Raw genomic sequence first — 13202 nt, forward strand, 5'->3', positions numbered from 1 at the left:
TAGTCGAGTATTCTTAAACCGGACCCGACTGCGCTGTAAAGATGTTTGCTGCACTCCCCGTCATGCCCGTCTTGAGCCGGCATGACGGAGGAGGCTGGAAGGTTGCTTAAGCAGTTTCCGGCAATTGCCAGTCGATAGGCTCGCGGCCATGGGATACCAGGAAGGCGTTTGCCTTGGAAAAATGGCCATTGCCGAAAAAGCCGTTATGGGCCGAAAGCGGCGAAGGGTGCGGCGAGCGCAGCACGAGATGTTTTTTCTGGTCCACGAAAGCCGCCTTCTTCTGGGCATAGGAACCCCAGAGCAGGAACACCACATGCTCGCATTCGTCATTGACGGCGCGGATGACGGCATCGGTGAACTTTTCCCAGCCCTGCCCCTGATGCGAGGCAGCGCGCGATTCTTCCACCGTCAGCACGCTGTTGAGCAAAAGCACGCCCTGTTTCGCCCAGCTTTCCAGAAAACCGTGACTGACGGGGCGGATGCCCAGATCGCTCTGCAATTCCTTGTAGATATTGACGAGCGAGGGCGGAATGCGCACACCGGGCTGCACCGAAAAGCAAAGCCCATGTGCCTGGCCAACCCCATGATAGGGGTCCTGCCCCAGAATGACGACCTTGACCCTGTCGAGCGGGGTCAGATCCAGCGCCCGGAAATATTCGGCACCCTTGGGAAAGATGTGCTTGCCAGCAGTTTTCTCGGCAAGCAGGAAATCTTTGAGCTTCTGCATGTAGGGGCTGGCGAATTCGGTGGAAAGAACACGTTTCCAGCTGTCTTCGAGTTTGACGCCTGCCTCTGCCATGTTGTGCCTCTTTGTTACTTGAACCGGTTGCCGCGCTGCAGCACTTCGATCTTGTAGCCATCCGGATCGCAAATGAAGAAATATTTCGCGAAAGGCTGACCTTTATGGTCGGCTTCGATGATCTTGCCCGGAGACAGGCCAAGCTCGATGAAACGCTGATGTTCGGCATCCACATCGGCAACGCTGACCGCGAGATGGCCGTAGCCGTCACCCAGCGCATAGGGCACTTCGCGACCCCGGTTCACAGTCAGCTCCAGCTCGAAATCGCCTTCGGCATTGCTGAGATAGATCAGCGTGAAATTTTCGAACTCGGCACGTTCCGCAATCTCAAGCCCGAAAGCCTGCTTGTAAAACTCCACCGAACGCTTTTCTTCCAGCACCCGGACCATCGAGTGGATCAGCTTGGCCATGGTGTTTTCCTTCTGCTTCTTATCTCGTCGTCGTCCGGTTGTGCTCCGGACATTGCGGACCAAGGGGATAAAGACAGAGGGCCGCGCTTTCAACCCTAAAGACGGATTAAGGAGCAGGGGAAACCGCCCGATCACGGCAAATGTGATGGCGAAACAGTTGGCGCATGACCTGGGCACGCGGGCTTTCCGGTCAAAATGGCCCTCACATTTCGCCCCGCCGCTCTATCCTGAGTAGAGAACTCATGATACCGGCATATCCATGCGCCTTCTGTACCTCTGTCTTGGCTGGCTTATGGTCGCGACCGGCATCGTCGGCGCGTTTCTTCCCGTTTTGCCCACCACGCCTTTTCTGCTGCTGGCGCTCTGGTGCTTTTCCCGCTCCTCACCGAAACTCGAGGCGTGGCTTCTGACCCACCCCCGATTCGGCCCGTCGCTTCGGCAATGGCGCGAACGCGGCGCAATTGCCCGCAAGGCGAAGATTGCGGCCCTGTCGGCCATGTCTGCGAGTTACGCCGCCTTCTGGTTCCTGAGCGACCCGCCGGCTCTGCGCGCGGCAATCGTTGCCGCCGTCATGCTCGGCTCTGCACTCTTCATCGTCACCCGGCCGGAAAGCTGAGGCGACATCACCTTTAGAGCCGCATCGCATTTCCTGACGGAAAACCGGGTTCCACTTTTCCTGGAAATACTCTAGCGATGCCTCGACTGCGGCAGCACATAAGGAATATGCCGCGCCGGCAGCCGTCCGACGACGCCGCCAATGCCATAGACCCTTGCAATCGTCTCGTCGCTGATCGTGTCCAGCGATGGACCGCTCGCCGTTACCCGGCCGCCATGCATGACGATAAGTTGATCGGCAAATTCTGCCGCAAGGTTGAGATCGTGCAGGATGGCAAGCACGAGACCGCCGCCAATAGCGAAATCCCGCGCCGTTTCCAGCACCGCGATCTGGTGGCCGATATCGAGACTGGCCGTCGGCTCATCGAGAAAGAGAGCCCGCACCTCGCCGTTTTCCACGGGATAGGGCACCTGGGCGAGAGCGCGGGCAAATTGCACGCGCTGCTGCTCGCCGCCAGACAGCATGTTGTAGGAGCGCTGCTCGAACCCGCGAAGCCCGGCCCTGGCGAGCGCCCGGCGGGCCTGCTCTTCCGGCGCGCGCGACCCTTGCGCGACAGCGCCCATGCGCACGATTTCGAGCGCGGTGAAAGGAAAGGCAAGCTGGGTATTCTGCGGCAACACGGCGCGGATGCGCGCAAGCTGAACCGGCGTAAACAACGGCAGGGCAACATCATTATAGGTCACTGAACCGGCCTCGGCACGCATCTCGCCGGACAGAACCTTCATCAGCGTCGATTTGCCGGCACCGTTCGGACCGATAATGACGTTGACCTTGCCGGGCTTCAGATCGACGCAGACCTCGTCGAGCAGACGGCGGCCGGAGCGGATGAGGGTGAGGTTTTCGGCCTGGATCATGACATGTTCCGCATGGAAAAACCGCCGCGGCCAAGCAGCAGGAACAGGAAGACCGGCGCGCCGATCAGCGCGGTGACCACGCCGATGGGCAGTTCCGCCGGTGCCGCAACCGTGCGGGCAAAACTGTCGGCGAGAAGCAGAAGTGCGGCCCCGCCAAGTGCAGAGGCCGGCAGCAGGAAGCGGTGCGATGGGCCAATGGCAAGCCGCAGCAGATGCGGCACGACGATACCGACAAAACCGATGGAGCCGGCAGCCGCCACGCTTGCCCCGCAGGCAGCGGCAACGGCCAGAATGACGACTCGCTTCAGCCGCTGCACGGGAATGCCCATGTGAAAGGCCGCCGCATCGCCAAGGATCAGCGCATCCAGCCCCCTTGCGACAAAGGGAATGATGGCAAGCACGACGACGATGAAGGGCAAGGTGGCGAGAACCTTGGCAGGGGTGGCCCCACCAAGCGAACCGAGAGACCAGAAGGTGATGTCGCGGAGCGCCCGGTCATCGGCCACAAAAATCATCAGGCCGGTCAGCGCACCGCTGATCGCCGCAACCGCAATGCCGGCCAGAATAAGCGTCGTCGTGGAGGTGGCGCCATCCCTTGTGGCAATGACGTAAAGCAGCCAGGTGTTCAAAAGCCCGCCGAAAAACGCCATCAGCGGCAGAAAATGGGGGCCGAAAAATACGGCGACCGTTGCAAGCGCACCTTCCCCAAGAGAAATGGCCGCAACCGCAAAAAGTGCTGCACCCGAGGTGACACCGACAATGCCGGGATCGGCCAGCGGATTGCGGAAAAGACCCTGCATCATCGCGCCCGAGACGCCAAGCCCAGCACCGATCAACATGCCGAGCGCCGTGCGCGGCAGTCGCACCGCCTCGAGAATGACTTTATCACGCGCATCGAGTTGATCCGCGCTGCCAGTCAGATAGGCCCAGAGTTCGGAAATGCCGACACCCGTGGGCCCGCTGACGAGCGACACGCCGCAGGCAAACAGCAGGATGCAAACGAGCACGGCAAGGGTAACGACCCCCTGACGGGATCTGTCACCGGCAACCCTGCCCTCCGTAGAACTCAAGGCAGCAAGGCTCACGGCTTCACCACATCAGGGTAGAGCTTGTGCGCCAGTTCACGACCGGCGGCGGGCGTGCGCGGGCCAAAACCGATGAGGTAAAGCCCGTCCATGCTGATCAGCGCCTTCTCCGCAGCAGCCGGCGTGGACTGGAACGCGGGCAGCGCGAAAATCTCATCCGCCTTGCCGGCATGGTCGCCGCGCGCCATGGTCAGCACCACATCGGGCGCGGAGGCGATGACCGCCTCATCCGTCAAAGGCTTGTACCCGCTGATTTCCTGCGCGGCATTGATGCCGCCGGCCATTTCGATGATCGCCGCCGCTTCGGTGCCCTTGCCCGCCGCCATGATGCGACCGCCCGCGCTGGAGAGCACGAAGAGCACACGCTTCCTGTTCTTTTCCGGCACGGCTGAGACGTCCTTGGCGAGCACATCAAGCCCGGCTTTGGTTTCCGCGGCCAATGCCTTTGCCTTGTCGGCAAGACCAACTGCCGCACCGACATCCTCGATCTTCCTGGGGATGGCGTCGCCGCTCGGCGGGGTATCGACGGTGACGAAAGGCACCGCACTGGCCTTGAGGATGGCAACGACATCCGCCGGGCCGGACCCGTCTTCAGACAGGATGAGATCGGGCTTCTGCGACAGAATGCCCTCCGACGAGAGCGCCCGCATATAGCCGATATCGGGCTTGGACAGCACGTCCGCCGGATAGCTGCTGGTGCTGTCACGCGCAACGATGCGGTCGCTCGCGCCAAGCGCATAAAGGATTTCCGTTACCGTGCCGCCGACTGCAACGATGCGTTTCGCCTCCGGATTGCCCTTGTCCGAAGCTCTAGCTCCGGGCGCGGCAACGGCGATGACGGCGGGCACGAGGGCGGCGAAAACGAACGAGCGAAGGCTTAAATTCAACATGACGCTATCCTGAAACACAAGCTGGCACGGGCGGATACGGGATTGCCCATCTTATTTAACTTGAGTTATTTGCACATGTTTATAGAAGGCGCAATCGATAAGTGGAGTAAAATTGTTCGCTTTATCGTCAACCTCTTTCCATCCACGCTTCGGCTGGATATCCTGACTGCAACTGTAAACTTAAAGGGAGATTTCCATGTTTATCGCAATGAACCGTTTTCGCGTCGTACCGGGCTATGAGGATACCTTCGAATCCATCTGGCGCGAGCGCAAATCGCACCTGAGCGAGCTGCCGGGCTATATCGAATTTCACATGCTCAAAGGCCCGAAGGCGGATGACCACACGCTCTATGCCTCGCACACCGTCTGGGCCACCAAGGACGATTTCCTGAGCTGGACCAAGTCCGAACAGTTCCGTGCCGCCCATGCCAAGGCCGGTGAGAACCGTGGCAAGGTCGAATATCTTTCCGGCCCGCATTTCGAAGGTTTTGACGTCATCATCCACGAAGACAAGAATGGCGAACGCCGTTCGATTGCCGCCTGAGGCTCGCCTATGAGCATTGCAGCACAAAAGACCGATGACCGGCAGGCCCGCGCTGCCGCAGCACTTGCCGAAAAGCCTGACGGCATCGTGGAAGCCATTGCCGCCAAGGCAGAGGTGACATCAGCCGAAATTCTGGCGATCCTGCCGCAAGGTGCGGCCGTTTCGGCTGGTTCCGATCAGTTCGACGCGATCTGGAACGAGATGCGCGGCTGGGGCGAAGTCCTGATGATCGTCCAGACCGGCGATATCGTGCTGGAAGTGCCGGGCGACCTGCCAGAGGGCAGCGAAAGCCACGGCTGGTTCAACATCCACGGTGACAGCCCCATCGGCGGCCACATCAAGAAGGACAATTGCACCGGCATCACCTTCGTCGATCGCGGCTTTCATGGCCGACGCTCCTGTTCCGTCTGGTTCATGAATGCCGCCGGCGGCGCCATGTTCAAGATTTTCGTCCGTCGCGACGAAAACAAGGAACTGCGTGGCGATCAGCTGGCGAAGTTCGAAGCGCTGCGGGACAGTTTCCGTGGCTAAGTGAATGGGAGGCTGCTGGTGGTGGCCTCCCTCCTTCCTCATCAATCCGCGATGGCTCAGCCCCACTCGTCAGGAAACATTCACCGGTTCATCGCCCGTTCAGTGCCGTTTTTTATCATCCGCTGAAATTCGATCAGCAGCACGGAGCAAGCACCATGAACGACCGCCAGCCACTTCTTTCGCGCCGGAATTTCGCAGGGCTCCTCGCGCTTGCACCGCTTTTTGCAGCGGGCGGTGCGGCTGCCGCACCCGCAAGCCTGCGCGGCAGCGTTTCCTATCGCGAGCGGATCGCCCTGCCGCCGGGCGCGACTGTTACTGTGCGCCTCATCGATGTCTCGCTGGCGGACGCGCCTTCGCAGACGATCGCCGAAACCACCATACGCCCGCGTGGGCAGGTGCCGGTACCCTTCGTTTTGCGTTATGACGACCGCGACATCCGTGGCCGCCGCTCCTATGCGCTCAGCGCCGAAATCCGCGAGGGCGACCGGCTGCTCTTCACCACCACGCGCCGTTACTCGGTTCTGGCCGGTGGGCGTGACGACACCGATCTCGTTCTGGAACGGGTGGCGGCGGCTCCAGGCAGGCCGGAGCCGCAGGCTGGCATTGAGGGGCGCTGGCTGGTGCAGGAAATCCGTGGCGAAAGGGTTCGCGGCCGCCGCGAGGCAACGCTGGAAATTTCCCGCGAGGGCCGCGTTTCCGGCAATGCCGGCTGCAACGGCATCGGCGGCGAGGTGAAGATAAGCCGCAACCGCGTCGATTTCGGCCGGATGATTTCCACCCAGATGGCCTGCGCTCCTGACATCATGCGCCAGGAAAGGCAGTTCATCGAAGCGCTGGAAGGTGCCCGCTCCTTCCGGCTCGAGCCGCGCCGCGGCACGCTGGAATTGATCGACGGCCGCGGCCGCCCGGCCATGCGCCTGCGCCGCGCCTGAGAGTGGTAACGGCAGGCGGCAACGCCTGCCGCCGCCGTGCTGGCCGTGGAACATTCCATGTCGCTTCCGGCACGGCGCGGCCCCTTTTCCCGTTTTATGACTTTGCTGCACTCGTCTTGGCGCTTTGCTCCGCCACAGAGCTGCGCTATGGAACGCGCCAACTGCGCCGGTTCTCGCCGGTGCAAAGTCTTTGAGGGAAAACGAATGACAACCTATGTTCTGACAGTAGCCTGCAAATCGACCCGCGGCATCGTCGCCGCGATTTCCGGTTATCTGGCGGAAAAGGGCTGCAACATCGTCGACAGTTCGCAGTTTGACGACCTCGAGACCGGCAAGTTCTTCATGCGCGTTTCCTTCATTTCCGAAGAGGGCGCGACGATGCAGGCCATCACCGAGGGCTTTCAGCCGGTGGCGGAAAAATTCGGCATGGAAGCCCGCATCTATAGCGACGGCCAGCGCATGAAAACACTTCTGATGGTGTCCCGCTTCGGCCATTGCCTCAACGATCTGCTCTACCGCTGGAAGATCGGCGCGCTGCCGATCGATATCGTCGGCGTCGTCTCCAACCATTTCGAATATCAGAAAGTGGTGGTCAACCACGATATTCCCTTCCACCACATCAAGGTAACGAAGGAAAACAAGCCGCAGGCCGAAGCGCAGCTGATGGACCTGATCGAGACCAGCGGCACCGAACTGGTGGTGCTGGCGCGTTACATGCAGGTGTTGTCCGATAACATGTGCCGCAAGATGTCGGGCCGGATCATCAACATCCACCACTCCTTCCTGCCATCCTTCAAGGGCGCCAACCCCTACAAGCAGGCCTATGACCGCGGCGTAAAGCTGATCGGCGCGACAGCCCATTACGTTACCGCCGATCTGGACGAAGGCCCGATCATCGAGCAGGACACGGTGCGCGTCACCCATGCCCAATCTGCCGAAGACTATGTCTCTCTTGGCCGTGATGTGGAAAGCCAGGTACTGGCACGCGCCATCCATGCCCACATCCACCACCGCACTTTCATCAACGGCAACCGAACCGTAGTCTTCCCGCCAAGCCCGGGCAGCTACGCTTCGGAACGGATGGGCTAATACGCCACGAAAACAACGCGGAATTATTTTTACCGACCGGCAACCGAGCATCCCATGTGACCGTTTCTTCACTGTAGCCCAACAGCGAGGTCTCTCACATGAAAAAACTCGTCATTGCCGGCGCCGCGTTTCTCATCGCGGCGGGGTCCAGCTTCGCCCAGCAGCCGCCACCACCGCCGGGACCAGCGGACGCTGGTTCAAGGGCGGATGCGCCGCCGCCACCTCCTCCGCCCGGCCCTGGCGGTCCGAGGGAAGCAGGCTGGCGGGACGGCCCGCATGGCAAGAGAATGCCACCCCCGCCCTCCAAGGCAGCGCATTTCAGGATTGAAGACGGCGAGCGCAAAATCGACGTCAAATGTGCCGATGACGAGCCGATGAAGGCCTGCGCTGACATCATGATGCAGATTATCGACAAGATGAACGAATAGACTCCAGGTCTTATTTCAGCCGGGCGGCGCAACAGTGCCGCCTCAGGAGAACTCCACCCGGGCCCTTAAGCCCCGCCCGCCCGCGCCGTCCTCCAGCGTCAATCGCCCGCCGAACAGCCCGGCGATCTCCTCGATGATCGCAAGGCCGAGGCCGGCGCCGGGGGCGGCGTTGGCTTCGCCGCGGGCGAAGCGCTGGCGCACCATGGCGCGTTTTTCCGTGGGTATGCCGGGGCCGTTATCTTCCACTTCCAGCCAGACGGCACCCGCTTGCCTGCCGACGCGCACGGTAACTTCCGCACCACGCCCCGCGTAGTTGATGGCATTTGAAACGAGATTGCCGATCAGTTCACCGATAAGGAGCGGCTCGGCGAGAATTGTCGCTTCGCCCTCGCCTTCGAAACCGAGATCGATGCCGGCGTCGGCCGCGCGTGGCACGAAATCTGCCGTCACGTTTTGCGCCACCGCCACGAGGTCGATCTCGGAAAAATCGTGTTTTTCGCTCGAACCGGCGGCATCGATATTGGCCATGCGTAGCAGTTGGGCGAGGATGTGTTCGGCATGGGCCACCGAAGCGCCGCCCTTGCGGGCCGCCGCCTGGGCGTCTTCGAGACTTGCGGCGCGGGCGGAAAGCGCAAGCTGGGTGCTGATGATGGCAAGGGGCGTGCGCAATTGATGGCTGGCATTACCGGTGAAATGCCTGAGCGCATCGAGCGCCGATTGCAGCCGCACCATGAAGGAATTGACCGTTTCCACCAGATTTTCCACCTCCACCGGCACGGATTGCCGGATCGGATGCAGGTCGTTGGGGCTGCGCTCGGCAATCGCTTCGCTGAGCCGGTAAAGCGGCCGGAGCGAAATCGTCACCGCGATCCAGACAATGATCGCCGCGCCCACGATCATGAACAGCAGGCGCAAGGCCGAGCGCAGGATGATGGCTTGCGCAAGCTGGCTGCGGGCGATCGTCGTTTCAGCCACCGTCACGGAAAAGGGCACGGAATTGATGCCGGTGGAGGCAAAACGGCGGATCGCGGCGATGCGGATCGGCTCGTCACGAAACACTGCGTCGCGATAGGCAGGCGTTTCTCCGGCCGGATTCTCCACCGTCGGCAGGTTCTGGTAACCGGTGAGAAATTGCCCGTTTGGCCCGTCGACACGATAAAACACCCGGTCCTGTGCCGCCGATGTCAGCATTTCCAGCGCAACATAGGGAATATCGACCTCCAGCGAGCCGTCTTCGGCCACCACCACCCGCTCGGCAATCGCAAGCGCGGAACCTGACAGCACCCGGTCGGAGACGACATTGGCCGTATTGACCGCCTCGCGCCAGGTATCAGTGAGCGCAACGCAGCCGATGATGGCGGTGGAGATGAGAAGCCAGCCTAAAAGACGCCGCCTGAGCGAATAGGCGGCCTGTCTCATTCAGCCATCTCCGGCAGCTTTTCCAGATAATAGCCGATGCCACGCGCCGTCTTCACCGTCAGCCCGTGGGGGGCAAGCCGCTTGCGCAGCCGGCTGACATATTGCTCGATGGCGTTGCCTGATATCTCGTCGTCGAAACCGGTCAGCGATTGCACGATCGCCTCCTTGGCAACCACCTTGCCCGCCCGCATGAACAGCACCTCGAGCAGCGCCACTTCACGCGCCGGAATATCGAGCGGGCGCCCATCGGCTGAAAAGGTGCGGGATGTGAGGTCGAACAGGACTTTGCCGAAGCCGAGCGTAGAAGAGCGCAGTCCGGCATTGCGGCGCAGCAGCACCCGCACCCTCGCCTCAAATTCGGTGATGTCGAAGGGCTTGATCATGTAGTCGTCGGCGCCGAGATCGAGCCCCTTGACCTTCTCCTCCGGCGTGCCACGCGCCGTCAGGATCAGCACCGCCGCCTTGTCCTGGCGCGAGCGCATGGAGCGCAGCACCTCGATGCCGTCCATTTCCGGCAGGTTGAGATCGAGAATGACGAGATCGAAATTTTCCGCCGCAATCGCCGCGTCGGCGGAAGCGCCGTCTGAAACGACATCCACCGCATAACCGCTGCCGCGCAGAAGCGCACACAGCCCTTCCGACAGCACCTGATTGTCCTCGACCAGCAAAATACGCAATTCTTCCTCCCGCAACATTGCCGAGCTTATCCAAGCCCTTGGCGCTTGTGAATGGCAAGCGCGTGCGGCATGATCTTTTCCATGCGTATCGCCGTTTTTCTCTGTCTCTGTCTTTGCATGGCCTCACCGGCGCTTGCACAAGTCGCCGTTTTCCCTGCACCATCAGGCAAGGCGGATGCGGAAACGCTGGTGGTTTATTCCTCGCTGGACGAACCGCTGGCCACGCCGATGATCGAGGGTTTCCAGAAGGCAAACCCCGATATCGCCGTCCATTACGAGGACATGCTGACCGGCGAAATCTATGATCGCATCGTGAAAGAAACCGATGCGGGCAAAAAGACCGCCGATTTCGCCTTTTCATCCGCCATGGATTTGCAGGTGAAGTTGAGCAATGACGGTTACGCCCAGCGCTCCGACCTTGCCATGAGCGCGCGCTGGCCCACCTGGGCCAACTGGCGCAACACCGCCTATGCGCTGACCTTCGAGCCGGCGGTGTTCGTGTATCACAAGCCGAGCTTCACCACCGAAAAGCCGCCCGCCACCCGTGCCGAATTCGTCGATTATCTTGAGCGCCACGCCAAGGAAGTGCATGGCCGCATCGCTACCTACGACATTGAGCGCTCCGGCGTCGGCTTCCTGTTCATGTCGCGCGATCAGGAGCAGTTCGGCGATATATGGAGCGTCATCAAGGCTATGGGCGCGGCCGGCGTGAAGGTCTATTCCACGTCATCCGCCATTCTGGAGCGTGTCTCCGACGGGCGCTTCGTGCTGGGCTACAATATTCTCGGTTCCTACGCGGCCGACTGGGCCTCGCGCCATCCCGATGTCGGCATCGTTCTGCCCAAGGACTATACCGTGGTCATGTCGCGCATCGGGCTGGTGCCGGAAGCCGCCGCCAACCCGGCGCTCGGCCGCCGCTATCTCGAATTCTTCATGTCCAAGGAGGGCCAGACGATCATGGCCCGGCAATTGCAGATCCCCGCCGTCAGCCCTGACGTGGCGGGCGAAAATACCGCCAACACCATGCAGGCGATCCACGGCGCACAATTGCGCCCCGTGCCCGTCAGCCCGGGCCTGATGGTCTATCTGGATCAGGTCAAGCGCAGCCGCCTGATCGAGCGGTGGAACGAGGCGCTACGCTCGCAATAGTAGACGGCAAGCACAAATTAATAGAGAGTAAATGCGCAAGGACTTGCGGTGCGTCAGTTAGATGACAGCTTTTTATGATGCTCTGCAATCCTTCTTCATTCCGTGGAGGCGGAAGAAGATGCGGGAGGAAATCTTGAGGACCGTAGAGCTCCGCGCTGCCCTGGCAGCGTCAGGATAAGCACGGCCTGAAACTCCCTTCCGCATAAACGAAAAACGACGCCCAAAAAGGGCATCCTGAGGAGGGTTTTCTAAGTGAAACATTTTCTTATCGGCACATTTCTGGCAGGCGTGATCGCGCTTCCGGCGGTCGCAGCGGACTACACCATCATCGCGCCGGCCAATCCCGGCGGCGGCTGGGACCAGACCGCGCGTTCCCTGCAGACCGTGCTGCAGGAAGAAGGCATTTCCAAGAGCGTTCAGGTGCAGAACGTGCCAGGTGCCGGCGGCACCATCGGTCTTGCACAGTTCGCCAGCCAGCAGAAGGGCAACCCGAACGCCCTCATCGTCGGCGGTTACGTGATGGTCGGCGCGATCCTCACCAACAAGGCGCCCGTCACCCTCAAGGAAGTGACGCCAATCGCCCGCCTGACCGGTGAATATGAAGCAATCGTCGTTCCGGCATCTTCGCCGCTGAAAACCATCGGCGACCTCGTCGACCAGCTCAAAAAAGATCCGGGCAGCGTGTCCTGGGGCGGCGGCTCGGCCGGCGGCACCGATCATATCGCTGTTGGCCTGATCGCCAAGGCGGCCGGCGTCGATCCGACCAAGATCAACTACATCGCCTATTCCGGCGGCGGCGAAGCGCTTGCCTCGATCCTCGGCTCGCAGGTAACAGCCGGCATTTCGAGCTACGGCGAATTCGAAAGCCAGGTCAAGGCGGGCACGCTGCGCCTGCTGGCCGTTTCCAGCGAAGAGAAGCTGGAAGGCGTTGACGCGCCGACGCTCAAGGAAAGCGGCCTCGACGTCGTCGTGCAGAACTGGCGCATGGTCGCTGCTCCTCCCGGCCTGACGCCGGAACAGGAAAAGGCCGTCAGCGCCGATATCGAGAAGCTGGCGAAATCCGCAAAGTGGCAGGAAACGCTGAAGACGAAGAGCTGGATGGATACCTATCTTTCCGGTGACGAGTTCAAGGCGCAGCTTGCCAAGGACACCGACGCCACCGCCGCCATCCTCAAAGAAATCGGACTGGTAAAATGAGCCAGGGTTCCAACCCTTCACAACATCAAGAGCGCCGCCCTGACTGGGCGGCGCTGGCGATCGCCGTAGCCCTCGTCCTTATCGCCTGCGTGATCTTCTGGGACAGTGCGCGTCTCGCCAGCGTCACCGGCTACTCGCCGGTCGGTCCGGCAACGGTCCCCTACGCCATCGCCTTCTGTCTTGTCGGCCTTGCGCTCTGGACGGCCATCGAAGCCTGGCGCGGTGATTTTCCTGAACGGGACAAACAGGAAGTCGCCCCGGTCATATGGGTCGTCGCCGGCCTTGCCGCGCAGATGCTGTTGCTGAACGTCGCCGGTTTCTCCATCGCCACCGGTCTCCTGTTTGCGTTTACGGCGCGCGCCTTCGGCAAACGCAAGCTCTGGTATTCGATCCCCATCGGCATCGCTCTGAGCTTCGTCATCTGGATCATCTTTGCGCGGCTGCTGCAACTTTCTCTGCCTGCCGGGCCTCTGGAGCGGCTGTTGTTCTAACAGCCATTCCGACCAAAATTCGAGATCACAGGAAACCGCCGGCGCGCGATGACGCAAACGCCAGCCGTTCCGCCCGCCCATCTGCTCGACT

At 61.2% G+C, this 13202-nt stretch carries 16 protein-coding genes; 9 read left to right on the top strand and 7 right to left on the bottom strand.

Features of this window, described 5'->3' with window-relative positions; all coding sequences use genetic code 11:
• Positions 1-106: 106 nt before the first annotated feature.
• Together ung and ACQZ6D_RS07250 are read right to left on the bottom strand one after the other, a co-directional pair.
• A complete protein-coding gene (gene ung, locus ACQZ6D_RS07245) occupies positions 107-799 on the bottom strand; it encodes a uracil-DNA glycosylase (RefSeq protein ID WP_025594362.1) in 693 nt (230 codons plus the stop codon).
• Between the two features lie 14 nt (positions 800-813).
• Complete coding sequence (locus tag ACQZ6D_RS07250) at positions 814-1209, bottom strand: VOC family protein (RefSeq protein WP_003514001.1); 396 nt, start codon at positions 1207-1209, stop codon at positions 814-816.
• A 259-nt stretch (positions 1210-1468) separates the two neighbouring features.
• On the opposite strand from ACQZ6D_RS07250, the gene ACQZ6D_RS07255 reads away from it, so the two are divergent.
• A complete protein-coding gene (locus ACQZ6D_RS07255) occupies positions 1469-1825 on the top strand; it encodes a YbaN family protein (protein WP_065702605.1) in 357 nt (118 codons plus the stop codon).
• A gap of 71 nt (positions 1826-1896) precedes the next feature.
• On the opposite strand, the gene ACQZ6D_RS07260 is transcribed toward ACQZ6D_RS07255, so the two are convergent.
• The 3 genes from ACQZ6D_RS07260 to ACQZ6D_RS07270 are packed head-to-tail and all read right to left on the bottom strand — an operon-like array spanning position 1897 to position 4654.
• Complete coding sequence (locus ACQZ6D_RS07260) at positions 1897-2679, bottom strand: heme ABC transporter ATP-binding protein (protein WP_065702604.1); 783 nt, start codon at positions 2677-2679, stop codon at positions 1897-1899.
• Positions 2676-3764 (bottom strand): FecCD family ABC transporter permease, encoded by a 1089-nt coding sequence (locus tag ACQZ6D_RS07265; RefSeq protein ID WP_065702603.1) that lies wholly within the window; start codon positions 3762-3764, stop codon positions 2676-2678. The genes ACQZ6D_RS07260 and ACQZ6D_RS07265 overlap by 4 nt, the downstream gene beginning before the upstream one ends.
• Positions 3761-4654, bottom strand: a complete 894-nt coding sequence (locus ACQZ6D_RS07270; RefSeq protein ID WP_003514008.1) for a heme/hemin ABC transporter substrate-binding protein — start codon at positions 4652-4654, stop codon at positions 3761-3763. Before ACQZ6D_RS07270 ends, ACQZ6D_RS07265 begins: the two co-directional genes overlap by 4 nt.
• Positions 4655-4850: 196 nt before the next feature.
• Between ACQZ6D_RS07270 and ACQZ6D_RS07275 the strand changes: the two genes are divergently transcribed.
• From ACQZ6D_RS07275 to ACQZ6D_RS07295, 5 genes are all read left to right on the top strand, one after another.
• Complete coding sequence (locus ACQZ6D_RS07275) at positions 4851-5198, top strand: antibiotic biosynthesis monooxygenase family protein (protein ID WP_003514016.1); 348 nt, start codon at positions 4851-4853, stop codon at positions 5196-5198.
• 9 nt (positions 5199-5207) lie between these two features.
• On the top strand, positions 5208-5729 hold the full coding sequence (hutX, locus tag ACQZ6D_RS07280) for a heme utilization cystosolic carrier protein HutX (RefSeq protein WP_013636749.1): 522 nt from the start codon (positions 5208-5210) through the stop codon (positions 5727-5729).
• A gap of 155 nt (positions 5730-5884) precedes the next feature.
• Positions 5885-6661: a YbaY family lipoprotein gene (locus tag ACQZ6D_RS07285; RefSeq protein WP_019565084.1), complete on the top strand. Its 777-nt coding sequence runs from the start codon at positions 5885-5887 to the stop codon at positions 6659-6661.
• Between the two features lie 204 nt (positions 6662-6865).
• Positions 6866-7750 (top strand): formyltetrahydrofolate deformylase, encoded by an 885-nt coding sequence (purU, locus tag ACQZ6D_RS07290; RefSeq protein WP_003514019.1) that lies wholly within the window; start codon positions 6866-6868, stop codon positions 7748-7750.
• Positions 7751-7848: 98 nt separating this feature from the next.
• Positions 7849-8178, top strand: a complete 330-nt coding sequence (locus ACQZ6D_RS07295) for a hypothetical protein (protein WP_003514020.1) — start codon at positions 7849-7851, stop codon at positions 8176-8178.
• A 42-nt stretch (positions 8179-8220) separates the two neighbouring features.
• Here the strand turns inward: ACQZ6D_RS07295 and ACQZ6D_RS07300 are convergent, their stop codons facing one another.
• On the bottom strand, positions 8221-9597 hold the full coding sequence (locus tag ACQZ6D_RS07300) for a sensor histidine kinase (RefSeq protein ID WP_065687504.1): 1377 nt from the start codon (positions 9595-9597) through the stop codon (positions 8221-8223).
• Entirely contained in the window at positions 9594-10274 is a 681-nt protein-coding gene (locus ACQZ6D_RS07305) for a response regulator (protein WP_025594373.1), read from the bottom strand. The genes ACQZ6D_RS07300 and ACQZ6D_RS07305 overlap by 4 nt, the downstream gene beginning before the upstream one ends.
• A 69-nt stretch (positions 10275-10343) precedes the next feature.
• Here ACQZ6D_RS07305 and ACQZ6D_RS07310 point away from each other — a divergent pair, with 69 nt between their 5' ends.
• The 3 genes from ACQZ6D_RS07310 (at position 10344) to ACQZ6D_RS07320 (ending at position 13111) form a co-directional block, all read left to right on the top strand.
• On the top strand, positions 10344-11423 hold the full coding sequence (locus ACQZ6D_RS07310; protein WP_019565081.1) for an ABC transporter substrate-binding protein: 1080 nt from the start codon (positions 10344-10346) through the stop codon (positions 11421-11423).
• Positions 11424-11675: 252 nt separating this feature from the next.
• Positions 11676-12620, top strand: coding sequence for a Bug family tripartite tricarboxylate transporter substrate binding protein (locus ACQZ6D_RS07315; protein WP_003514032.1), 945 nt, complete (start codon positions 11676-11678; stop codon positions 12618-12620).
• Positions 12617-13111, top strand: coding sequence for a tripartite tricarboxylate transporter TctB family protein (locus tag ACQZ6D_RS07320; RefSeq protein WP_013636754.1), 495 nt, complete (start codon positions 12617-12619; stop codon positions 13109-13111). The genes ACQZ6D_RS07315 and ACQZ6D_RS07320 overlap by 4 nt, the downstream gene beginning before the upstream one ends.
• Positions 13112-13202: the final 91 nt, after the last annotated feature.

This window comes from Agrobacterium sp. 22-3639C2 (assembly GCF_053522105.1).

Coding starts and splice junctions, on each gene's coding strand:
- ung (WP_025594362.1), bottom strand. CDS start 799: ATGGCAGAGGCAGGCGTCAAACTCGAAGACAGCTGGAAACGTGTTCTT.
- ACQZ6D_RS07250 (WP_003514001.1), bottom strand. CDS start 1,209: ATGGCCAAGCTGATCCACTCGATGGTCCGGGTGCTGGAAGAAAAGCGT.
- ACQZ6D_RS07255 (WP_065702605.1), top strand. CDS start 1,469: ATGCGCCTTCTGTACCTCTGTCTTGGCTGGCTTATGGTCGCGACCGGC.
- ACQZ6D_RS07260 (WP_065702604.1), bottom strand. CDS start 2,679: ATGATCCAGGCCGAAAACCTCACCCTCATCCGCTCCGGCCGCCGTCTG.
- ACQZ6D_RS07270 (WP_003514008.1), bottom strand. CDS start 4,654: ATGTTGAATTTAAGCCTTCGCTCGTTCGTTTTCGCCGCCCTCGTGCCC.
- ACQZ6D_RS07275 (WP_003514016.1), top strand. CDS start 4,851: ATGTTTATCGCAATGAACCGTTTTCGCGTCGTACCGGGCTATGAGGAT.
- hutX (WP_013636749.1), top strand. CDS start 5,208: ATGAGCATTGCAGCACAAAAGACCGATGACCGGCAGGCCCGCGCTGCC.
- ACQZ6D_RS07285 (WP_019565084.1), top strand. CDS start 5,885: ATGAACGACCGCCAGCCACTTCTTTCGCGCCGGAATTTCGCAGGGCTC.
- purU (WP_003514019.1), top strand. CDS start 6,866: ATGACAACCTATGTTCTGACAGTAGCCTGCAAATCGACCCGCGGCATC.
- ACQZ6D_RS07295 (WP_003514020.1), top strand. CDS start 7,849: ATGAAAAAACTCGTCATTGCCGGCGCCGCGTTTCTCATCGCGGCGGGG.
- ACQZ6D_RS07300 (WP_065687504.1), bottom strand. CDS start 9,597: ATGAGACAGGCCGCCTATTCGCTCAGGCGGCGTCTTTTAGGCTGGCTT.
- ACQZ6D_RS07310 (WP_019565081.1), top strand. CDS start 10,344: ATGATCTTTTCCATGCGTATCGCCGTTTTTCTCTGTCTCTGTCTTTGC.
- ACQZ6D_RS07320 (WP_013636754.1), top strand. CDS start 12,617: ATGAGCCAGGGTTCCAACCCTTCACAACATCAAGAGCGCCGCCCTGAC.